Source organism: Arthrobacter russicus (assembly GCF_031454135.1).
Lineage (GTDB): Bacteria > Actinomycetota > Actinomycetes > Actinomycetales > Micrococcaceae > Renibacterium > Renibacterium russicum.
The window spans coordinates 2565208-2586040 of the sequence record NZ_JAVDQF010000001.1; the positions used below are offsets into that span (position 1 = coordinate 2565208).

At 64.7% G+C, this 20833-nt stretch carries 20 protein-coding genes; 5 read left to right on the top strand and 15 right to left on the bottom strand.

The window, feature by feature from the left end; genetic code table 11:
* Positions 1-22 precede the first annotated feature (22 nt).
* The 12 genes from aroQ to JOE69_RS12020 form a co-directional block, all read right to left on the bottom strand.
* Positions 23-466, bottom strand: coding sequence for a type II 3-dehydroquinate dehydratase (gene aroQ, locus JOE69_RS11965; protein ID WP_309798999.1), 444 nt, complete (start codon positions 464-466; stop codon positions 23-25).
* A gap of 4 nt (positions 467-470) precedes the next feature.
* A complete protein-coding gene (locus tag JOE69_RS11970) occupies positions 471-1289 on the bottom strand; it encodes a DeoR/GlpR family DNA-binding transcription regulator (RefSeq protein WP_296362352.1) in 819 nt (272 codons plus the stop codon).
* Positions 1290-1292: 3 nt separating this feature from the next.
* Positions 1293-2213 (bottom strand): carbohydrate ABC transporter permease, encoded by a 921-nt coding sequence (locus JOE69_RS11975; RefSeq protein ID WP_309799001.1) that lies wholly within the window; start codon positions 2211-2213, stop codon positions 1293-1295.
* A complete protein-coding gene (locus JOE69_RS11980; RefSeq protein WP_309799004.1) occupies positions 2210-3151 on the bottom strand; it encodes a carbohydrate ABC transporter permease in 942 nt (313 codons plus the stop codon). The genes JOE69_RS11975 and JOE69_RS11980 overlap by 4 nt, the downstream gene beginning before the upstream one ends.
* Before the next feature lie 14 nt (positions 3152-3165).
* Positions 3166-4452 carry an ABC transporter substrate-binding protein gene (locus tag JOE69_RS11985; RefSeq protein ID WP_309799006.1) on the bottom strand — a complete coding sequence of 429 codons (1287 nt, stop codon included), beginning with the start codon at positions 4450-4452 and terminating at the stop codon, positions 3166-3168.
* Positions 4453-4694: 242 nt separating this feature from the next.
* The gene (locus tag JOE69_RS11990) at positions 4695-5657 is read right to left on the bottom strand and encodes a cytochrome c oxidase assembly protein (protein ID WP_296362337.1); all 963 of its coding nucleotides are present in this window, start codon (positions 5655-5657) and stop codon (positions 4695-4697) included.
* Positions 5658-5856: 199 nt separating this feature from the next.
* Complete coding sequence (locus JOE69_RS11995; protein WP_309799008.1) at positions 5857-7056, bottom strand: ROK family transcriptional regulator; 1200 nt, start codon at positions 7054-7056, stop codon at positions 5857-5859.
* Between the two features lie 126 nt (positions 7057-7182).
* Positions 7183-8157 carry an ROK family protein gene (locus JOE69_RS12000; protein ID WP_309799010.1) on the bottom strand — a complete coding sequence of 325 codons (975 nt, stop codon included), beginning with the start codon at positions 8155-8157 and terminating at the stop codon, positions 7183-7185.
* The gene (locus JOE69_RS12005) at positions 8154-8993 is read right to left on the bottom strand and encodes a carbohydrate ABC transporter permease (protein ID WP_296362333.1); all 840 of its coding nucleotides are present in this window, start codon (positions 8991-8993) and stop codon (positions 8154-8156) included. The genes JOE69_RS12000 and JOE69_RS12005 overlap by 4 nt, the downstream gene beginning before the upstream one ends.
* On the bottom strand, positions 8993-9943 hold the full coding sequence (locus JOE69_RS12010) for a carbohydrate ABC transporter permease (RefSeq protein WP_309799013.1): 951 nt from the start codon (positions 9941-9943) through the stop codon (positions 8993-8995). Before JOE69_RS12010 ends, JOE69_RS12005 begins: the two co-directional genes overlap by 1 nt.
* Entirely contained in the window at positions 9944-11233 is a 1290-nt protein-coding gene (locus JOE69_RS12015) for an extracellular solute-binding protein (RefSeq protein ID WP_296362418.1), read from the bottom strand. It abuts the gene before it with no gap.
* Between the two features lie 106 nt (positions 11234-11339).
* Positions 11340-12923, bottom strand: coding sequence for a M81 family metallopeptidase (locus JOE69_RS12020; protein ID WP_309799015.1), 1584 nt, complete (start codon positions 12921-12923; stop codon positions 11340-11342).
* 148 nt (positions 12924-13071) lie between these two features.
* Between JOE69_RS12020 and JOE69_RS12025 the strand changes: the two genes are divergently transcribed.
* Positions 13072-13947, top strand: coding sequence for a sugar phosphate isomerase/epimerase family protein (locus JOE69_RS12025; RefSeq protein ID WP_309799017.1), 876 nt, complete (start codon positions 13072-13074; stop codon positions 13945-13947).
* A complete protein-coding gene (locus JOE69_RS12030; protein WP_309799019.1) occupies positions 13944-15008 on the top strand; it encodes a Gfo/Idh/MocA family protein in 1065 nt (354 codons plus the stop codon). The genes JOE69_RS12025 and JOE69_RS12030 overlap by 4 nt, the downstream gene beginning before the upstream one ends.
* Positions 15009-15018: 10 nt before the next feature.
* On the opposite strand, the gene JOE69_RS12035 is transcribed toward JOE69_RS12030, so the two are convergent.
* The 3 genes from JOE69_RS12035 to acs all read right to left on the bottom strand — a co-directional run bounded on the left by JOE69_RS12035 (position 15019) and on the right by acs (position 17890).
* Complete coding sequence (locus JOE69_RS12035) at positions 15019-15375, bottom strand: VOC family protein (RefSeq protein WP_309799021.1); 357 nt, start codon at positions 15373-15375, stop codon at positions 15019-15021.
* A 174-nt stretch (positions 15376-15549) separates the two neighbouring features.
* Positions 15550-15897 carry a UBP-type zinc finger domain-containing protein gene (locus JOE69_RS12040; RefSeq protein WP_309799023.1) on the bottom strand — a complete coding sequence of 116 codons (348 nt, stop codon included), beginning with the start codon at positions 15895-15897 and terminating at the stop codon, positions 15550-15552.
* Between the two features lie 34 nt (positions 15898-15931).
* On the bottom strand, positions 15932-17890 hold the full coding sequence (gene acs / locus JOE69_RS12045; RefSeq protein ID WP_309799025.1) for an acetate--CoA ligase: 1959 nt from the start codon (positions 17888-17890) through the stop codon (positions 15932-15934).
* A gap of 267 nt (positions 17891-18157) precedes the next feature.
* On the opposite strand from acs, the gene JOE69_RS12050 reads away from it, so the two are divergent.
* The 3 genes from JOE69_RS12050 to JOE69_RS12060 are packed head-to-tail and all read left to right on the top strand — an operon-like array spanning position 18158 to position 20800.
* Positions 18158-19333: a hypothetical protein gene (locus JOE69_RS12050; protein WP_309799027.1), complete on the top strand. Its 1176-nt coding sequence runs from the start codon at positions 18158-18160 to the stop codon at positions 19331-19333.
* Positions 19326-20132, top strand: a complete 807-nt coding sequence (gene nth, locus JOE69_RS12055; protein ID WP_309799029.1) for an endonuclease III — start codon at positions 19326-19328, stop codon at positions 20130-20132. Before JOE69_RS12050 ends, nth begins: the two co-directional genes overlap by 8 nt.
* Positions 20129-20800, top strand: a complete 672-nt coding sequence (locus JOE69_RS12060) for an NUDIX hydrolase (RefSeq protein WP_374709701.1) — start codon at positions 20129-20131, stop codon at positions 20798-20800. The genes nth and JOE69_RS12060 overlap by 4 nt, the downstream gene beginning before the upstream one ends.
* Positions 20801-20833: the final 33 nt, after the last annotated feature.

Sequence of the window (20833 nt, forward strand, 5' to 3'; positions counted from 1 at the left end):
CGCGCCAAGCCGCACACCGGGCTCAGCCGAGCAGCTTCGCCAAATGCTGGATCGCCAAAGCGTAGCCGTTGATCCCGGCGCCGACGATCACCGCGGAGGAGACCGCGGAGAGCTGCGAGTGGTGCCGGAATTCTTCGCGGGCGTGCACATTGGAGATGTGCACCTCGACGGTGGGCAGCCCGACGCCGGAAATCGCGTCGCGCAGGGCGATCGAGGTGTGCGAATACGCTCCGGCATTGATCACGATGCCGTCCGCAGTGCCCCGGGCGGCATGGATGGCGTCCAACAGGTCGCCTTCATGGTTGGACTGGATGCATTCCACCGAAAAGCCGGCGGATTCCGCGGTCGATATGCACAGCTCATTGACCTCGTCCAAGGTCGCGGAGCCGTAGACGGCCGGCTCGCGGCTGCCGAGCAAGTTGAGATTGGGCCCGTTGAGGACCAAGAGGTTGCCGGTGGAGGTCATGGCTTCAGTATGCCCTAACCACCGGCTCCGTTTTGGCTGAACTGCCGGGTGCTGCGGGATCGACCAGGTGCAGCTTCGGCAACCGGTCCTGCAAGAAGCTCTGGGCATCGGCGGGCAGGCCGACGTCGGAAATCATCTCTTCGACCTGCTCGAAGGAGGCGATCGAGGAGATCCCCATGGTGCCCCATTTGCTGTGGTCGGCCAGCACCACGACCCGGCGGGAGGCCGCGATTAGCGCCCGGTCCATCTCCGCTTCGAGCATGTTCGGCGTGGTGAACCCGGCATGCGGATCGACCCCGTGCACGCCCATGAACAGCAAATCGAGGTGCAGATGCCGCATCGATTGGATCGCCATCGGGCCGACCAGGGCATCCGACGGTGTCCGCTCACCGCCGGTGAGCAGCACGGTGTGCGTGGATCCGCTGTCGTAGAACACGCTGGCGGTGCGCACCGAGTTGGTCACGATGGTCAGTTGCTTCAGCGGCAGCAAATGCTTGGCCAGGGTCCAGGTGGTGGTGCCGGCGCTCAACCCGACCGCCATGCCGTCGTGCACCAAGGGCAGGGCTGCCCGGGCGATGGCTTCTTTCTCCGGCCCGGCTTGGGTGGATTTCAGCTCGAATCCGGGTTCGTAGAGGCTGGACTCGCTGCGTGCCTTGGCGCCGCCGTGGATCTTTTCCAGCTCGCCGGCATCGTGCAGGGTGTCGATGTCGCGGCGCACCGTCATCAACGAGACGCCGAGCGATTCGGCGAGATCGGCCACCCGGACCACGCGCTCGCGTTTGACCGTCGTCGCGATCACATTCCTGCGTGCTTCAGCCAGCATGACTCAACCTTTGCTCGAACCAAGGGTCAGCCCGGCAACGAATTGCCGTTGCAGGACCAAGTAGATCAACAAGGTGGGCAGCACCGTGATGATGGCGCCGGCCGCAATCAAATTGTAGTTGGCCAGGAACTGGCCCTGCAGATTGTTGATTCCTGCGGTGATCGGCAGCAGGTCCCCGCTCTGGATCAACAGCAAGGGCCAGAAGTAGTCGTTGTAGATGAAAATGACTTCCAAGGTGGCCAGTGCGGCCAGCGCCGGCCGGCACAACGGCAGGATGATCGACCAGTACTGGCGCCAGATCCCGGCGCCGTCCACGAGCGCCGCTTCGGTGAGGTCGGTGGAGAGCGCCTTCATGTAATTGCTCAACACGAAGGTGCAGAAGCCGATCTGGAACGCGGTGTTCACTGCGATTACCGCTAAGGTCGTGTTCAATAGGCTCCCGGAAGAGCTGATCGAGTAGGGCAGCTCGATGTGTTTGAAGATTTCGAACAGCGGAGCGGCCAGCACCTGCGGCGGCAACAAGTTGCCGGCGGTGAACATGATCAACAAGGTCAGATTGAATTTCCAACTGACCCGGCTCACCGCAAAAGCCATCATCGAAGCCAGGAACAACGTGATCAACACGGTGGGGATGGTGATCACCGCGGAATTGACCAGGTATTTCAGCATGCCGCCTTGGCTCCAGGCGTCGATGAAATTCTGGAAATCGAAGCTGCCGCCGAAGCTGAAATAGCCGTATTCATCGGTCGAGGCTTTGGGCCGCAAGGCGGTGAAGACGCTCCACAGCAGCGGGATCAGCCAGATCACCGCCATCACGGACAGGAACAGATGGGTGCCCCATTTGGGTTTCCGCCGGGTCGCCGGCCGGCCCGGGGTCCGGTCGTGGGGCGAAGTGCGCTGGGCATTGGTCAGGGCGCTGGTCATGGGCCGGCCTTCCGGAAAGTTCGGATCAGGTACCAGACGATGGGCACCAGGGAGATCACCAGCAGGATCACCGCGAGCGCGGAGCCGACGCCGATCACCTGCCCTTCGCCGACCAGGTTCTGGATCACCAGTGCGCTGAGCAGTTCCAGGCCGTTGCGGCCTTTGTTGATCACCCAGACCACGTCGAAGGCGCGGAGCGATTCGATGATGGTGATCACCACGATGATGATGTTCACCGGCTTCATGGCCGGGAACACCACCCGGAAGAACGTCTGGGTGGCACTGGCGCCGTCGAGCGCGGCCGCCTCGCGCAAGGTCGGGTCGACGCCTTTGAGCCCGGCCAGGTACAGGATCATGACGTAACCGGCGTGCCGCCAGGTGGCGGCCACCATGGCGGCCCAGATGTTCACGCTGGAGTCGCCGAACCAGTCCACGGCCTGCGGCGTGCCCGCCGTGCCGAGCAGGAAGTTCAGCAGGCCGTTGTCTTTGTTGTAGAAGAGCTGCCAGATCACCCCGATCAGCGCCATGGACAACATCACTGGGATGAAGAAGATGCTCTGGTAGATTTTGCTGCCGCGGATCTTCTGGTCCAGCAGCACGGCCAGGAGCAGGCCGAGCGGAGTGCCGATCACGCCGAGGAAGAGCAGCCAGAGCACGTTGTGCCCGACGGCCGGCCAGAACGGCGGGTAGTCTTGCGCCACGTACCGGTAGTTGTCCGTCCCCGCCGGCCTGAGGTCTGCCAAGTCCAGGCCGTTCCACCGGGTGAAGGAGAGCCCGATCGAGAGCAGCGTCGGCCCCCAGACCAGCAGGATCTGCACCAAGGTGGGGATGCCCACCATCAGGGAAAGTACGACGACGTCGCGCCGGGTCAGCCTTTTGAGCCGGCTTTTCCGGGCGGGTGGTCTTTGCGGCGCGCGCGGCGGTGCCTGTGCGGTCATCCGGGCAGCTCCGGCTACTGGGCCGCGTAGAGCGATTTTGCCTGGGATTCCAGGTTTTTCACGTCCACGGCGCCGTCCTTGATGAACGACTGCAAGGCCGGGATCATCACATTGCTGGCCATCGCGGGCAGGGCGTCGCGGTCGAAGAACTGGCTGACGTTCTTGGCCGAGCCGATCGCGTCCGCGCATTTTTTGTTCAGCGGGGAGTAGTTCGAGGTATCCGCGCCTTTGGCCGTGGCCAGGTTCGAGGTGTCCACGGAACGATAGGCATTCTGCCCCTCGGGGGTGCCGATGAATTCCACGAAGTCCCGGGCGGCCTGATTCTGGCCGCCCTTCTTGGACAGCATGAAACCGTCGATCGGCGCCTCGATCGAGTCCAGTCCCTCGACGGCGAGCTCCGGGAACGGCATGAATTCGATGTCCGCCAAGACTTGCGGATCGGTGAACTGCTGGGTGAGGAATGCGCCGAGCAGGTACATCCCGGTCTTCTTGGCCTCGAGCGATTTCGCGGCATCCTGCCAGGTCTGGCCCAGCGCGGCGGGGTCCTGGTAGGGCAGCAGCGCCTTCCAGGTGTCGAAAACGTCGCTGACTTTCTTCTGGTCCCAGCTCTCTTTGTGCGCGCACAAATCCATGTGGAATTGGAAGCCGTTCAACCGCATATTGAGGTAGTCGAAGGTGCCCATGGCCGGCCAGCCGTCCTTGTCCGCGAAACCGATCGGGATCAGACCGTCCTTCTGCATCGTGGCGCAGAGCGTTTTGAGTTCGTCGAAGGTCTTCGGCTCGGCGTAGCCGCGTTCCTGCCAGAGGCTTTTGCGGTAGAAGAATCCCCAGGGGTAGTTGTAGTTGGGCACCAGGTACTTTTTGCCGTCCGCGCCGGTGGCTGCGGTTTTGAGCGCATCGGAGAAGTTGCCGCCGATCTTCTCCCAGAGGTCGTCGACCGGGGCGACCAGGCCTTTTTGCGCGTAGTACTGCATCCGGTAACCGGCGAACCAGGTGAAGGCGTCGTCCGGGCTGCCCTGCAGGTAGGAATTGATCTTCTCTTGGAAGTCGTTGTGCGGAACCACGTTGGTGGTCACGGATTTTCCGGTTTTTGCTTTGAATGCAGCCACTACGGCGTCCCCGGCGCGGCGTGGCACGTCATCGGAGCCGCTGGAGCCGAAGGTCAGCGAGTCGGCGGAGGCCGCACCGCCGCCTCCGCAGGCGGCGAGCAGCGGCAACCCGGCCAGTACTGCGGCGCTGAGTCCGAGGCCCGTGAGCAGGGTGCGGCGGTTGACGTCGGGTGCAATATGCAGTGCAGGCATGACTTCCCCTTTGAAATCAGTGACCCTCGCAACGGTGTTGTGAGGTCTGCCCCAATTAACATCAATAATGAACATTTAAGATCATGATTGCAAGGATTCCGTCGATGAATCTTGGCTTCGGCCATCGTGCGGGAGAATATTTTTCGCTTGCAGGCCAGAGCGTCGTCAGACTGTTTGATTTTGTTCCGCCTGACCTGGTTCCGCCGGGCCCGGCGCAACCGCCGGGCCTAGCGCCGCCGGGCCTAGCGCCGCCGGGCCAGCCCGCTGAGGTACTCGTTGTAGTCGGTCAGATCCTGCGGATCGCTGCCGGAGAGATCGGCTTCGACGTCTTTGGCACGCGCCGTACGGGAGTCATCGCGCTGCCAGCGGAACAGGATCAGCATGAGCAGCAGCACCGTGGGCAGTTCGCCATAGGCCCAGGCCAGGCCACCGGCTACGCCCTGGTCTTTCATCGGGTCGATGCCCCAGGAAGCGGGCATGTCCTGGAAGAACGCCACCATCGGCACGGTGGCCATCATGATCACCACGCCGAAGAAGGCGTGCAGCGGCATTTCCACGAAGATGTCCACCATTTTGCCCAGGTGGGTTTCCCGGCGTGGCCGCGGGTCGGTCGAAATGAGCGGAATGGTGAACAGGATTCCGGCGACCAGGAAGATCACTTCCAGGCCCACATGGCCGGTCCAGGAGCGCAGCATCGAGTCGGCCAGGCCGGAGAAGTAGAGGCCGTAAAAGCTCATCAGGAACAACGGGATGGTGAACGCCGGGTGCAGCAGGAAGGCGCCCCAGCGCGAGCGCAGCCCGCTGATCGCGCCCCGGAGCACCACCCGGCCCAATCCGCGGTGCGGCATGGCGCGCAGCAGCAGCCTGCCGGGAGATCCGAAGACCAGGAGCGGCGGGACGGCCATCATGAGCGTGAGTTGTTGGAACATGAAGATCGAGAACATCTTCAGCCCGTAGCCTTCGATGCCGGCGCCCATCACCACGATGATGGTGAGGCAGCCGGCCAAGAACGAGGCGGTGGCCACGATCGACCATTTGCGGCCCTGCCGCCAGAGCCGGATCGCACCGGCCAGGTAGAGCAGGGCGGCGATCGCGGCGATCGCCGGGATCAGCGGAATCGGCTGCAGATTGGGTGCCAAGTACTCCGCCATGTTCGGCGGAGCAGTGGGCAGCCAGATGGGTCCGCTGATTCCGGGGTCATTCATCTGAGAGGGTTCCAATCACGTCCTGGCCGGGGCGTGATTCTGTGTGGATGCCCCCAGCTCCTGCCTCTACTCAACCACAGCGCCGCAGAAGCGGTGGCTGGAGGCAACGTTCCAGTCGAGCCTGCTGCGCATATTTAAGTATTTACAAATATACATATATAAATACCGTAACTCAATGCGCCTGCGCCGGCCGCCTGGTTCAGACCCCGGCCAGCACCGAGCGAAGGCATTGCTGGCCTGCGCCGAGCAAGCCGGCTTGCGAGCCGGCCAGCGATTCCTCGATGCGCAGGTCTTTGGTGGCCAGTGGGTGGCAGCCCGCGTACAGCTGAGATTTGATCGCAGCGATGTACGGTTCGGCTTGGGACAACCCGCCGCCCAGGACCACGAGCGAAGGATTGATGAAATTGACCACGGTGCTCAGCGTCTGGCCGAGCAGCTTGCCCGCGGAACGCAGTCGAGTGGTGGTCCGGATATCGCCACTGTGCGAATGCCGGACCACGTCATTGAGGTCCCGCACAGCCAAACCGGCGGCCGCGAGCTCGGCCACGATCGCATTGCCGCTGGTGACCGTCTCCAGGCAGCCCCGGTTCCCGCAGGCGCAGGGCAACTCGCCGGCCGCGGTGACTTGCACGTGGGCGATGTCGCCGGCCGCCCCGGTGGCACCGCGGTAGAGCTGGCCTTGCAGGATCAAACCGCAGCCGATCGCGGCACCGGCTTTGAGGAACAACGTGTCCATGCGGTTCTTGGTGTCCGGGTTCTGCTGCTGCCGCAAGGTGTATTCGCCCAAGGCCATCATGTTCGCGTCATTGTCGACGCTGGCCACCGTGCCGAACTCCCGGTAAAGCCAGTCCCGGACCGGGAAGTCATGCCAACCACGCATCCGGGACGGCGAATCCACCACGCCGCGGTTGAGGTCCACCGGGCCCGGCAAAGCGACGCCGACGCCGCGCACCGGCGGTCCCGCGGGTTCCAGCAGCGAGCGCATCGCAGCGGCCACCGCGGGCAGCACTTCTTCCGGACCCTGCGAAATGTCGATTGTGATCAGGCTCGAATCGAGCAGCGTGCCGGACATGTTCAGCCGGCCGACCCAGGCGTGGGCCGCGCCCAGATCGGCGGCCAGGATGCAGCCGGCGTCGGCGACCAGGCGCAACAGCGTCGGCCGCCGTCCGCCGGTGTGGCCGCCGGCTCCCGATTCAGTGATCAGGCCGGCGTCGATCAGCTCATTGACCCGCAGTGTGATGGTCGACGGCGCCAGGTTCAACTGGCGAGCTAGATCGGCCCTGGAGGTGGCCGCTCGATTGGCGATGAGCGACAGCATGGCCGAGGAAAATTCGGTCAGAGCCAGGTCTTTCGGGCCGGTCTTGCGGATGTGTTTGGCGTATGACGGACGGTATCCCATGGCCGATCCCCTCCCAGAGTGATACCAGAAGGGTATTCGGCTCCACCGGGCGGGACAATTTCTGCCGCCGGAGGCCCGGTTCAGGACTTTTCCGGCAGGTTCCGGGGCATCCGGTTCCGGCCGAGGTCAGCCGCTGGCCGCCTCCCGGGCCAGCAGCGCGGCGCCGAAGGTCCCGGCCCAGCGGCCCAATTCGGCGGGCACCAATCGGGGGCGGCGGTGGAAACTGAGCAGACCGTGCAGCGCGGCCTCGAGCGGCGCTGACAACGCCTCGCCGGCTTGCGCCATGCCACCGCCCAGGACGATCAGTTCCGGTCCGAGCAGGGCGGCGCACTGGGCCAAGGCCAGCGCCAAAGCATCGATCCCGAGGCGGAGCGCCGCGGCCGCTTCGGGATCACCGGCGGCGGCCGCGGCGAAGACCTGCTCCGCGCCGGGCACCGTGCGGCCGGTCCGCCGGGCGTATTCGGCAACCAGCCCACCCGCTGAAGCGACCGTCTGCAAACAGCCGATGGCGCCGCAGCTGCAGGCCCGTGCCCGCGCGTCGCCGATCGGGAAGATCCGGGCGTGCCCGATTTCCCCGGCGTAGCCTCCAGCGGAAAGCAGCTGCCCGTCGACCAGCAAGGCGCTGCTGATCCCGGTGCCGAGTACTGTCACCATGGCGTTGCGGGCGCCCCGGGCCGCACCCAACCGGTGCTCCGCGAGACCGGCCAGGTTCACATCGTGCCCGATCGCCACGGGCATGCCGAGCCGGGCGGCGAGCTCATCCCGCAGCGCGAAGTCGCGCCAACCGAGGTTGGCCGAATGCCGGACCACTCCGGAGAGCGCGTCGACGATGCCCGGCGCGGTCACGCCCACCGAGCCGGGCCGGATGGTCGGTCTGGCCCCGGCTGCCCGGGCGCTGTTCAGCCCGGCGACCAGACCTGCGACCAGACCGGCGAGCTGCTCCAGCGCTGCCTCCTGCCGGTCCAGGACCAATTCCCGGACGCCGCTGTGCGCGATTCCGCCGTCGTCGTCGAACACCGCATACTTCACCGAGCTGGCCCCGATGTCGAGCGCCAGGACCGGGGAGCCGGGGCCGAGCGCCGTACCGTGCTGCCGGCTCACCCCTTGACCGCGCCGGCGACCAGGCCCTGCGCCATCCGCTTCTGCACGATTGCGAAAAGGATGATCACCGGTACTGCCATGAGGGTGGATCCGGCCATCACACCGCCCCAATTGGTGCCGGCCAGCTGGGTGCTGAACCCCTGCATCCACAGTGGCAAAGTCTTCGCATTGTCGCTGCTGAGCAGCACCAGCGACAAGGTGTATTCGTTCCAGGAAGCCAAGAAGGCGAAAATCGACGACGCCACCAGTCCGGAACCCAGGAGTGGAAAGGTCACCCGGAAGAACGCACCCATCCGGCTGCAGCCATCGATCATCGCGGCCTCTTCCAGTTCGATCGGAATGCCGTCCACGAATCCCTTGAGCATCCAGATCGTGAACGGCAGCGAGGCCCCCACGTAGAGAATGCTCAGACCGAGGACCGAATTGAGCAGATGCCAGCCGTCGATCATCTTGTACTGCGAGATGAACAACGCCTCGGCCGGGATCATCTGGATCACCAGAACCGCCACGATCAGTGCGCGTCGGCCGCGGAACCGAAACCGGCTCAGCGCGAGCGAAGCGAAGAAGGCGAAGACGATCGCGGCCAGGACCACCAGCAAGGCGGTGAAAAAGCTCATCCGCAGGGCCGAATAGAACGCGCCGTCGGAGAGGATCGATTGGAAGTGCTCCAAGGTGAACGGTGCGGGGAAGAACGACGGCGTCCGGGACTGCAACGCCGATTCCGGCGAGAACGCGCTGCTCACCAGCCAGTAGACCGGGAAGACCCAGAGCAGGGCGAAGAGGACGCCGAGCGCATTCAGACTGATCCGCCTCGGCAGCGGCGCTTTGCGGGCCATCAGAGGTCTCCTTGTTTGATCACGAGTCGGACGTAGCGCCAGGTCAGCAGCAAGGTGATGGCGAGCATGATCAATGCCGTGGCCGAGGCCACGCCGTAGTCGCCGCCGGCCAACCCGACTTGGTAGATGTAGGTGCCCAGCACATTGGTCTGCTCGGTGATCCCGCTGCTTTTCTGCAGGATGTAGATCTGGGTGAAGACGCGCAGGTCCCAGATCACCTGCAGGATGCCCACCAGCAGCAGGACCGGGGCGATGGTAGGAACCGTGATTTCGCGGAATTGCTTCCACCCGTTGGCGCCGTCGATCGTGGAAGCCTCGAGCATCGACTCGTCGATCTGGGTGATCGAGGCGTAGACCATGAAAAGCACCAGCGGAACGCTCATCCAGACCACCAGGAGCCCGGCCATCACGAAAAAGGTCAGCGGATTGGAGAACCAGTTGAAGTTCTCCATTCCGGCGAAGCCGAGCTTGCCCAGAACCCAATCGACCACGCCGGATCGGGCATCGAAAATCCGTTGGAAGACCTGCAGCGAGGACAGCACCGGCAACGCCCAGGCCAGCAGCATCACGGATTGCACCAGAACCGAGATCGGACGGAAGAGCTTGGTCAGCAATACCGCGCCGCCGACGCCGATCAACATGGTCAGCGCGGCGCAGACCAGGCAGAACAACAGCGAGCGGGCCAGAACCAGCCAAAAGGCCGAATCGGTGAGCACGGTGACGAAGTTGCCGAACCAGATGAATTCCGGCTCCGCGCCGAATTGCTGGGCCAGTGAGAATTCCTGGAACGCCATGATGCATTGGCGGACCAGGGGATAGCCCATCGCCAGGGTCACCGTGGCCACGGCGGGCAGGAGCAGCAACAACGGGAGTTTGCTCTTCTTGCGGCTTCGCAACTGCCGGTTCAACGGCTGCCGTTCAGCTTGCCGTTCTGCGGTGCGCAGGCTCATCTATTTGCCGTTCAGGATCGAGGCGATCTTCTCGTCGGCGGTTTTGGCCAGGCTCACCGGATCTTTGCCCGAACCCATGGCGACGAAGAAGTCATCGATCACCTTGGCGCTTTCGACCAGGGCCCAGTTCTTCGCGGCGGGTGTGCCCACCGAATTGCGCACCGCGTCGACGGTCAGTTTGGACAGCTCGTCGCTGCCCAGGGCGCTGGCATATTTGAGGTTGCCGGGCACCCAGCCGCCGTCGGTGGCGAAGGCTTCCTGGAATTCTTTGCTGAAGATCAGTTTGAGCACTTCCTTGGCCAGACCCCGATTCTTCGATTTCGCCGAGATCGCGACGTTGGATCCGCCGGCGAAGGGGTGGCTCGCGCCGCCGGCCGTGGCCGGAGGGAAGCCGAAGTAGCCGACTTTCCCGGACTGCACCAGCTCCGGGGTGAGCTTCTTGACGTGGAAGTTGAAGCCGAAGAACATGCCGGTTTCCTCTGCGTTGAACGCGGTGTACGGAGCGGTGGAAATCGACGTGTCGGTGATCGTCCCCGAGGTGGATCCGGTGCGCCAGATCTCCTGCAACTGGCCGATGGCTTTTTGGGATTCCGGTGCGGACAAACCGCCCTTCCACACGCCGCCGTCTTCACTGGCCAACCGGCCGCCATTGGTAAACAGCCAGGCGAAGGCGGATTGGTTCGAGATGCCGCTCAAGAACATCGCCGAGAAGTGCTGGTTCTTGGGCGGGTTCGCGGCTTGCAGCTTGGCCGCTGCGGCGCCCAACTCGTCGAGCGTCGTGGGCACTGCGATGCCGGCGCTTTCAAAGAAGTCCTTGCGGTAAATGAAGATCCGGCTGCCGGCATAGAACGGGGCGGCGAACAGCTTGCCGTTGAACGTGCCCAAATCGACCAGGGACTGGGTGAGGTCGCTGCCGCCGAGCTCGGATTTTAGATCGCTCAGATCCGCCAAGGCGCCCACCGCACAGAACGTCGGCGCCTGGGTATTGCCGAGTTCGATCAGATCAGGCGTCGATTCCGGGCTGGCCAAAGCGGTTTGCAGTTTCGGCACGATCCCGTCGAAGTCCTGCTGTTCGATCACCAGGGACGAACCAGGGAACTTCTTGGCGAACTCGTCGGTGAGCCATTTCTGCGCCTTGTCCGAGACCGAGTCCTTCATGAACCAGACTCTGAGTTTGGCCGGCGTCGAGGTCGAATCACTGCCGGGGTCGGTGCTGCTGCTGCCGCATGCACTCAGCAGGGCTGCCGCACCCAATGCTCCGCCCAATCCCAATAAACCCCGCCGGGACATCCGTTCCACTGTGGCCTCCTCGAATCCGCCTCGGCAAGCCCGAACCGGCCGCCGTTTGATATCGAAGAGAACCACAAGGCACTGGTGCCGCGGAACCGTTTGCGGATTAGTTCGGCGCCGAAGTTTCTGCGGCGGGTGCTCCGGGGCGGCCCGGTTGCGGAGTCTGCTCCGGCCAAGGATCGGCGGACGCCGGGATCCTGCGCGCGGAAAGGTCGGGCTGGAAGCCGTCGTCGTACGGGAACATCGGCCGGAGGATCCGGCGGCGGCCCAACCGCTGCAGGTCCTGGTCCACTCCGCCGGGGGTCAGCGCCAACATCCAATCGGCGGCCATCGCGAACAGCTCCGGCTCGAGGTAGCCGATCTTGACCAGGACCAGATCCGCCGCCCGGGGGTCCAAACCATTCCGGCTGAAGTCGGATTCCAAGTGGTAGGGCTTGCGCCGTTCGGTCAGCAAAATCTGCAGTGGACCCGATTGCAGCACGATTTCAATTCCGGCGACCGGATCCGAGTCGGTCACCCGCCGGATCGTTCCGGTGACTTCGACCGGCGGCTCCGGCCGATCGTCGATCCGGGCGCCGATCCGCACGGTGACCTCGGCGCCGGTGCCGGCCGCCTGGCAATACCGGGCGGACTCGGCATCCGGAATGGCCGCATAGATCACGGTTTTGCCTGCGAAGTCCGCCTCCCGGGCACCGCCGGGGCCCATTGCTTCAAGCAATCGGGCCAGCGTCCAGGTGACGTCTCCGGCGCCGCCGGCGGTCGGGTTGTCCCCGGAATCGCTCAGAAAAAACGGTGTGGCCTGGCTGGCGACGGCTGAATCGAGGCATTCCGCCAAGCTTGCCGCGGGTGCCACGAACTGGAACCCGGAGCGCTGCCGCCACATGCTTTCCGCGATCGCCTCCGCCTCGGCCGCGATCCGGGGCCAATCCTGGCCGGTGACCATCACCACCGCATGGTTGCGCGGCTCGTCGGCCCAGGCGTATCCGATCCACAGGCCGGCATCGAGCACCCCGTCCCGCTCGGCGGCCGCGGCGACCTGCCGGTACAGCCCCTTGGCCGGTTCGTCCCGAGTGCTGGTTTTTTCGCCCGGCAGCAGGATCGGCACCGGGATCCAGGCCTTGAGCGGCCGGGTTCCGGAGGCGATCACGGCGAGCAGGTTCGCCGCAGTGCGCTCCTTGGTTTCGAGCCAGTCCTCGTGCGGCGCCATCCGGTAGCAACTGGGCACGTCCAGCTGCCAAGCCAACGTCGCTGAAACGTTCCCGTGCAGGTCCATGCCGGAGCCGAAGACGGTCTCGGGTCCGGTGAGCGCCCGCAGAGCCAGCAGCAGGTCGGCTTCCGGGTCATCCAGACCCACGACGCTCATCGCGCCATGGATGTCGAAGTAGAAGCCCTGCAAAGGCCCTTCGGGCAGGGTTTCCCGAACCGCCTGGCAGATGGTGGCTTTCATGGCCTCGTAGTCCGCACGGGGCACGGCGCCGCCGGGGATCGCCCGGTAGTGGACCAAGGGCAGCCATTGCGCGGCTTCCCGGATCCGGCTGCCCGGCGCGAAAAACGGGTAATAGTCCAAGATCTGCTGGCCATCGCGCCGGACGAACCCGGCCTCCGGCGTCCGGGCCGGCGAATAGGTGCTGGCTTCCAAAGCGATTCCGGCGATCGCGATGCGGGGTTTGCTGCCGAGAGGGGAGTTCACGGCAGCCAGCCTAGGCCACCCGGGATGAATCCGGCAGGGCCGGCAGTTTCTTCGCCCGCGAATAAAGTTCCGGCCGGTGACGGAAGTTCCTCTGCACGAATAAGCTCATTGCAAGCTGTCAAAGATCAAAAACACAACAAGGAGCTTCATGAAGATTGGATTCAGTTCCTACAGTTTCGCGGGCGCGATGACGGACGGCCGGCTCGATCTGGCCGGAGTGGTCGACTGGGCGGCGCAGCACGGCGCCTCGCATCTGGAGATCGCCGAAGCCGGGCTGCCCGAGCCGCTGACCGTGGAATCGGCACGGGCGCTGCGTGCTGCCGCCGAAGCCGCAGGCCTGCCGATCATCAACTACGTGGTGGCCGCCGACTTCCGAGGCACTGAGCCGGCTGCCGAAGTGGACCGGATCCGCGGCCAACTGGACATCGCGCAGGCCCTGGGCGCGCAGTTCTTCCGGCACGACGTCGTCGAGTGGGCCTGGCGGGAGGCTTCGCAGGCGGAGTTGGAAAGCGTTTTGGCGACCATTGTTCCGGCCTGCCAGCAGATTGCCGACTATGCGGCGGGCTTGGGCATCACCACCTCGGTGGAAAACCATGGCTTTTTCATGAACCACAGTGAACGGATCGCCCGTTTGCTGCACCTGGTGGACCGGGACAATTTCAAGACCACGCTCGACGTCGGCAATTTCCTCTGCGTCGACGACTCGCCCTATGCCGCGGTGGCGAAATTGGCCCCGAATGCTTCGGTGGTGCACCTGAAGGATTTCTTCATCCGGGAGAATTTCCCTGGCGAGGGTTGGCTGGAGACCGTGGCGGGGAACTTCCTGCAAGGCTCGGTGCTCGGTTTCGGGGACTTGGACCTGGCCCGGATTCTCTGGACGGCGAAGGAAGCCGGCTTCGACGGCTTCCTTTCGATCGAATACGAAGGCGCGCAGGATTGCCTGGTGGCCTGCGAACTCGCGCTCGCCAATGCGCGGCGTCTGGTCGCCGAGCTCGAGGCCGACGTTGCCGGAGTCCCGGCATGAGCGGTGGAGGCCGCGCTCCGGTGCGGGTCGCCGTCATCGGCTTGGGCACGATCGCGGACGAGCACCTGAAGGCCTACCGGGATTCCCCGGAAGCTGAGTTGGTCGCGGTCTGCGACATCTTCGCGGAGCGCGCGGCGCAGCGCGCCGAGCAGTACGGCGCCCGCGCGGTCACTGATCCGGCCGAGGTTTTCGCGGATCCGGAGATCGACGCGGTCAGTATCTGCACGCGCAATGACACGCACGCGGAACTGGTCCTCGCGGCGTTGCGGGCCGGAAAGCATGTGCTGATCGAAAAGCCGATGACCGCGACCCTGGCTCAGGCAGAGGAAGTCGCCGAGGCTGCCGCGGCATCGGCGGGCAAGCTCCAAGTGGCCTATGTGCGCCGGTTCTCGCCCAACGCGACGGTGCTCAAGCAATTCATCGACGCCGGCGAGTTGGGGTCGATCTACTATGCCAAGGCGTCCTGTTTGCGGCGCGCCGGCAACCCCGGCGGATGGTTCGCGGACAAAGCCAAGTCCGGCGGCGGGCCGCTGATCGATCTGGGCGTGCATTTTTTGGACATCTGCTGGTACCTGATGGGCTGCCCCAAGGTTTCCCGGGTGTCCGGAGCGGTGTTCCACAAATTGGGCAACCGGGCGAACATCAAGAATCTGAGCCGCTACCTTTCCGCGGACTACGATCCGGCGCAGAATTCGGTGGAGGATTTGGCCTCGGCGCTCGTGACCTTCGAAAACGGCGCCGTGATGCACTTCGACACGAGCTATTCGCTGCACGGGCCGGACGAGGTCAAGGTGCAGGTGTTCGGCGAGAACGGCGGTGCCAGCTTGGAACCGGCGCTGAAGATTTTCACCGAGAAGCACGACACGTTGCTGGACATCACCCCGGTGATCGACTCGCTGGGCTTTGACCCGGTCGGCTACCGCAACGAGATCGATTACTTCTTGGCCACGGCGCGGGGCGAAGTCGCCGAGGCGGCGCCGGCCGAGCACGGCCTGGAGCTGATGAAGATCATTGCCGCAATCTACGAATCCGCCGAGCAGGGCCGGGAAATCGTGCTCTGAGGTCTCGCTGTTACGCCACGCAGAGGCAGAACGGGTGCCCCGCGGGGTCTAAGAACACCCGGAAGTCGTTACCCGGCTGATACTCGTGCTTGGTGGCACCCAGGGCCAGCGCCTCGGGTTCCGCGGCGTCGAGGTCGTCTACCATGAAATCGAGGTGCATCTGCTGCGGCTGAGCTTGGCCGGGCCACTGCGGTGGCGTGAAGTTTTCCACCTGTTGGAAGTGCAGAGCGTCGCCGTAATCGGCGCGGATGGTGAACCAGTCGCCGTCGCCGGTGACCGGCCAATCGAGCAGAGCTCCGTAGAACTCCGCGAGAGATTTGGGGTCCGGGCAATCCAGGACCACATTGGGGATGCGTGCGATAGCCATAATCGAACTCTAAAACCTTTTCCGGACAAGTAGTGTCCTAGTCGTCGGCCTAGGTGCAAAGAGGGCGCTCTACGCAAAACCAGCACTTTATGGGCGACTCGCCAGACGGACTCATTGATTTTCTGCGGTACCGCCGTCATAAAGTGCTGGTTTTGTGTTACTCGGTAAAGTCGCTCAGTGGATCAGCTCCCGCCAATTCGCCGGCACTTTGCCTTCCGGGCCTGGCGAGGGCTGGTCTTCCGGGCGGCTCAGCGGTGCCGCGAGTTGACCGGCCCGGGGGAACGAGCCGTCCCGGTAGTCGAAGAACCAAGCTTCACCTGGTTCGAAACTGCGCACCACCGGGTGACCGGTTTCCCTGAAATGCGCGGTCGCGTGCTGTTCCGGCGAGCTATCGCAGCACCCGATGTGCCCGCATTGGGCGCATCGGCGCAGATGCACCCACCAGCCGTCCGCGGCCAGGCATTCCCGGCAGCCGGTTCCGCTGGGCAGGACGTCACGGCGGATTGCTGGATCGTCGGTCATCTGAGCTCCTCGGTGGGCGGCGTTCCGGGTTCGATTACTTTTTCAAACTCTCCGAAATCAACTGCATGATTCCGGCATCGGCAAGGGTCGTCGCATCGCCGGCTTCGCGGCCTTCAGCGATGTCCTTGAGCAGTCGGCGCATGATTTTGCCGGATCGGGTCTTCGGCAATTCGGGCACCACCAGGATCCGCTTGGGTTTGGCGATCGGGCCGATCTCCTTGCCCACGTGATTGCGCAGGGTCTGCTCGACGTCGGGGTCCTCCGCCGCGGAGCCGCGCAGGATCACGAAGGCCACCACGGCTTGGCCGGTAGTCTCATCCGAGGCCCCGACGACGGCGGCTTCGGCCACGGAGGGGTGGCTCACCAGCGCGGATTCGATCTCGGTAGTGGACAACCGGTGCCCGGAAACGTTCATCACATCGTCGACCCGGCCGAGCAGCCAGATGTCGCCGTCCTCGTCTTTTTTGGCACCGTCGCCGGCGAAGTACATATTGTCGAAGCGGCTCCAGTAGGTTTCCTTGTAGCGCTCCGGATCGCCCCAGATGCCGCGCAGCATCGACGGCCATGGCGATTTCACCACCAGGTAACCGCCTTGGCCGTTGGCCACCGGCTGGCCCAAATCGTCCACCACATCCACTTCGATGCCGGGCAGCGCTACCTGCGCGGAGCCCGGTTTGGTAGCCGTGACGCCGGGCAACGGCGAAATCATCATGCCGCCGGTCTCGGTCTGCCACCAGGTGTCCACGATCGGAGTCTTGCCGCCGCCGATGATTTCCCGGTACCACATCCAGGCTTCGGGATTGATCGGTTCGCCGACCGAGCCGAGCAGCTTGAGCGAGCTCAAATCGTACTTGGCCGGAATCTCCCGGCCCCATTTCATGAAGGTGCGGATCGCCGTCGGCGCCGCATAGAGGATGGTGACTTTGTACTTCTCGATGATCTCCCACCAGCGGCCCTGGTGCGGGGTGTCCGGGGTGCCTTCGTACATCACGATCGAAGCGCCGTTGACCAGCGGGGAGTACGCGATGTAGCTGTGTCCGGTCACCCAGCCGATGTCGGCCGCGCACCAATAGACGTCGCTTTCCGGCCGCAGGTCGAAGACGTTCTTGTGCGAATAGGCAGTCTGCGTCAAATACCCGCCGGTGGTGTGCAGAATGCCTTTCGGCTTGCCCGTGGTGCCGGAGGTGTAGAGGATGAACAGCGGATGTTCCGAATCATGCAGGACGGCCTCGTGTTCTGCGCTCGCCGCATCGACGGTTTCCGTCCACCACCGGTCGCGGCCCTCGGCCCAGGCCACCGGTTCGCCGTTGCGTTTGACTACGACGACGTGCTGCACGGTGTGGCCCGGGGCTTCCAGCGCGGCATCCACCGCTGGTTTGAGCGGGCTCGGCGCGCCCCGGCGATACGTGCCATCGGCGGTGATCACGAGCTTGGCCTCGGCGTCGTCGATCCGGTTGCGCAGCGCATCGGCAGAAAATCCGCCGAAGACCACGGAATGGATCGCGCCGATCCGGGCGCAGGCCAGCATCGAAATCACGGCTTCCGGGATCATCGGCAGGTAGATCGCCACCCGGTCGCCCTTGGCGACGCCCAAGGCCTCGAAGGCATTGGCGGCCTTCTTGACCGCTTCGGTGAGCTGCGCGTATGTGTACTCGCGGGTGTCGCCCGGTTCGCCTTCCCAGTAAATGGCCACCCGGTCGCCGTTGCCGGCTTCGACGTGCCGGTCCAAGGCGTTGTACGCGGCGTTGATTTTGCCGCCGACGAACCACTTCGCGAAGGGGGCTTCGGACCAATCCAGGGTCTGTTCGAAGTCCTGGCCCCAGCTGAGCAGCTCTCGGGACTGTTTGGCCCAGAAGCCGAGCCGGTCGGCTGCGGCTTCCTGGTAGAGCGCTGCGGTGGCGATCGCGTTGGCCGCGAAGTCCTCGCTCGGCGGGAATTTCCGGTTCTCGTGCAACAGATTTTCGAGCGCGTCGCCGGCTTCGTTTTCGGGCATTCTGGTTCCTTTGCAATCCCTGTTCCGTGGTGTCCCCACGCGTCTTCCGCTTTGATTCCTACCCTAGCGCGAGCCGGCCGCAATGCGTGTCCCAGCTCACACATTGGCCTGATATGACGCGGTCAACGGTTGCATTTGTGCGCCCAATTGCGCAGAAACTTGGCGGGGCAGGGCGTCGGAGCTTTGGTTGGCGCGGCCGGTTCACTACTCTGAAAGGGGATATTCACCGAAAATCGGCCCTTTCGAGCGGGCCGGCAAGGAGTTCACGTGAACGACATCCAGCCTGGAACCGTGGTTGGCACTGTGGCGCCGTCGACGGCGTCCGGTCAGCCAGCCGGCCCTGCCGCCGCACCCGGCGGCGCAGTTTTGGGACCCTTCACGCTCCGCGACCTGGTGATTTTCGGATCGGTGCTGGTGATGCTGGTGGGCACCGTGCTGCCGATCGCCGGGGCCGGCGGAAGCAACTTCTGGAACAGCTCCACGGTCTATTTCCTGGTGATTGGCATCGTCCTGCCCTTGGCAGTCGCGGTGATGTTCCTGGTGCAGCGTTTGAACCGGAGCGGTTTGATCCGCGTGGGTTCGCTCAGCTTGGACCAGTTCGGCTCCGTGGTGGCGTCCTTCGCTGCCGGCTATTTCTTCCTGCTGACCGTGGGCGGCTTCTCGCTCGGCTACTTGATCTCGCTGATCGGCGCACTCGGCTTGTTGGCCGCCACGGTGGCTGCGAAATGGCTGCCTTTCTTCGGTACGGCGACGGTGCCGGCCCCGGCGCTGGCGGCGCTGGGCCAATCGGTGCCGGGCCAATCGGTACCGAGTCCGGTCCAGGAACCGCCGGTGGACATGGTCGCTTCCACGTTCGCCGAGCCCCCGGCGGCCGCCGAGCCCCAGCCGTTCGTGGTGGGCCAGCATTTCACCTCCTTGCCGTCAGAGGACTCGGCAGCTCCTGAAGCTGCCGCCGACGTCGAACCGGAACCGGACCTGACCGGTCCCGAGGCAGCACTGCCGTTCGGAACCGAGCCGCCCGAGGCGGCGGACCAGGCAGTGGAAACGGACCCGGCAATGGAAGCCAGGTCGGCGGCCGAGCCCGAGCCGCCGGTGGAGACCGCAACGGATGATTCCTGGACCCGGTCCTTCGAGGCGCCCGCCGAGCCCGCGACCGCGGAAGAACTGGAACCGGAGTCATTTGCCGCTACGGTCGATCCGGCGAGCCGGCCGGGCCAGGACACCGGCGGCCAATTGGTCTATGAAGCATTCTGGTTCGCCGTGGACCGGCCCAAGGCCGTGCTCGACGAGCACACCGGCGGATTCCTCTACAACATCGAGCCCGGAACCTGGTTCTTGGCCTTGCAGGACCGCGGTCACGATTTCATCGTGCAGAACTCCGATGGCCGGATCGGCGTGCTGCGGGACTTGAGCAGCATCGAACGCGCTCCCGAAGATGGCTGAATCCCGCCTTGCGCTCAAGCGCAGGGCCCGCAAGATCAATCGGCTGCTCGCCGAAGCGTACCCCTACGCGCATGCGGAATTGGACTTCCGGAACCCGTTCGAACTCCTGGTGGCCACCGTGCTTTCGGCGCAAACCACCGATGTCCGGGTCAACCAGACCACTCCGGCGCTGTTCGCGCGCTATCCGGATGCCCTGGCCTTGGCGCAGGCGGAGCCGGCAGCGTTGGAGGAACTGATTCGGCCCACCGGGTTTTTCCGGGCCAAAGCGAAATCGCTGATCGGCTTGGCGGGCCGGATCGTCGACGAGTACGACGGCGAGGTCCCGGGCAGCCTGGCCGAACTGGTCACGCTCCCGGGCGTGGGCCGGAAAACCGCCAACGTGGTGCTCGGCAACGCTTTCGGGGTGCCCGGGATCACGGTGGACACCCACTTCGGCCGATTGGCCCGCCGCTTCGGGTGGACCGATTCCGATGACCCGGTGGTGGTGGAGGCCGAGGTGGGCGAATTGATCGAGCCCGCGGACTGGACCATGCTTTCGCACCGGGTGGTGTTCCACGGGCGCCGGGTCTGCCACGCCCGCAAACCGGCTTGCGGGGCATGTGTCGTGGCCGGACTGTGCCCCGCTTACGGGATGGGCGAGACTGATCCGGACCGGGCCAAGAAACTGCTCAAATACGAGCTGGCGCCGGGCAACGAAGCGCTTTTGGCGGCGATGCTGGCGGATACCGCGGGTGCCGCGGAACTCCGGCAGGATTTCCAGCGGCAGGTTTTTCGCGCGCAGGACGTTACACCGACGTGAATGCATATCAGGATTTGAAAGCGCTCGCGCAACGCTCAGCGGCCGGCATAATCCCGGCGATGCGGGATGAAATCCGGGATTCCCTGCCGGATCCGGCGTTGGCCCGGCAAGCTTCGGTGCTGGTGCTTTTCGGCTCCGGCAGCAGTGGACCGGCCTATTCCGCGGACCCGGAGGACTGCGATGTCCTGCTGGTGGAGCGGGCGGCGACCTTGGAGGACCATCCGGGCCAGATCGGTTTCCCCGGCGGCGGTGTGGAACCGCAGGATGCCGATGTGATTGCGGCAGCATTGCGCGAAGCGGTCGAGGAGACCGGGCTGGACCCGGCCGGCGTCGAAATTCTGGGCCAATTGCCGCAGACCGCACTGGCGGTCAGCAATTTCGCGGTGACCCCGGTGCTCGCCTGGTGGCGGGCGCCGTCGCCGGTCTTCGCCGTCGACCTGGCGGAGTCCGCCCGGGTGTTCCGGGCCCCGGTCCGCGAGTTGTTGGACCCCAGTTTGCGCCGGATGGCCGCAGTCCACCGGGGCCGGAGCACCTTCCGCAGCCCGGCGTTCCTGGTTCAGGACACCGTGGTGTGGGGCTTCACCGGCGGCATTCTGAACAAGCTGTTCGACGAACTCGGTTGGAGCCGGGATTGGGATCGCAACCAGGAGATGCTGGCTCCGCTCTGAGCCGTGTCAGCTCCGGTTCATCCCGGTTTCAGA

Excerpts from the sequence above, each read along its gene's own strand:
- aroQ (WP_309798999.1), bottom strand. The coding sequence starts at position 466 with ATGACCTCCACCGGCAACCTCTTGGTCCTCAACGGGCCCAATCTCAAC.
- JOE69_RS11970 (WP_296362352.1), bottom strand. The coding sequence starts at position 1,289 with ATGCTGGCTGAAGCACGCAGGAATGTGATCGCGACGACGGTCAAACGC.
- JOE69_RS11975 (WP_309799001.1), bottom strand. The coding sequence starts at position 2,213 with ATGACCAGCGCCCTGACCAATGCCCAGCGCACTTCGCCCCACGACCGG.
- JOE69_RS11980 (WP_309799004.1), bottom strand. The coding sequence starts at position 3,151 with ATGACCGCACAGGCACCGCCGCGCGCGCCGCAAAGACCACCCGCCCGG.
- JOE69_RS11985 (WP_309799006.1), bottom strand. The coding sequence starts at position 4,452 with ATGCCTGCACTGCATATTGCACCCGACGTCAACCGCCGCACCCTGCTC.
- JOE69_RS11990 (WP_296362337.1), bottom strand. The coding sequence starts at position 5,657 with ATGAATGACCCCGGAATCAGCGGACCCATCTGGCTGCCCACTGCTCCG.
- JOE69_RS11995 (WP_309799008.1), bottom strand. The coding sequence starts at position 7,056 with ATGGGATACCGTCCGTCATACGCCAAACACATCCGCAAGACCGGCCCG.
- JOE69_RS12005 (WP_296362333.1), bottom strand. The coding sequence starts at position 8,993 with ATGGCCCGCAAAGCGCCGCTGCCGAGGCGGATCAGTCTGAATGCGCTC.
- JOE69_RS12010 (WP_309799013.1), bottom strand. The coding sequence starts at position 9,943 with ATGAGCCTGCGCACCGCAGAACGGCAAGCTGAACGGCAGCCGTTGAAC.
- JOE69_RS12015 (WP_296362418.1), bottom strand. The coding sequence starts at position 11,233 with ATGTCCCGGCGGGGTTTATTGGGATTGGGCGGAGCATTGGGTGCGGCA.
- JOE69_RS12025 (WP_309799017.1), top strand. The coding sequence starts at position 13,072 with ATGAAGATTGGATTCAGTTCCTACAGTTTCGCGGGCGCGATGACGGAC.
- JOE69_RS12030 (WP_309799019.1), top strand. The coding sequence starts at position 13,944 with ATGAGCGGTGGAGGCCGCGCTCCGGTGCGGGTCGCCGTCATCGGCTTG.
- JOE69_RS12035 (WP_309799021.1), bottom strand. The coding sequence starts at position 15,375 with ATGGCTATCGCACGCATCCCCAATGTGGTCCTGGATTGCCCGGACCCC.
- JOE69_RS12040 (WP_309799023.1), bottom strand. The coding sequence starts at position 15,897 with ATGACCGACGATCCAGCAATCCGCCGTGACGTCCTGCCCAGCGGAACC.
- acs (WP_309799025.1), bottom strand. The coding sequence starts at position 17,890 with ATGCCCGAAAACGAAGCCGGCGACGCGCTCGAAAATCTGTTGCACGAG.
- nth (WP_309799029.1), top strand. The coding sequence starts at position 19,326 with ATGGCTGAATCCCGCCTTGCGCTCAAGCGCAGGGCCCGCAAGATCAAT.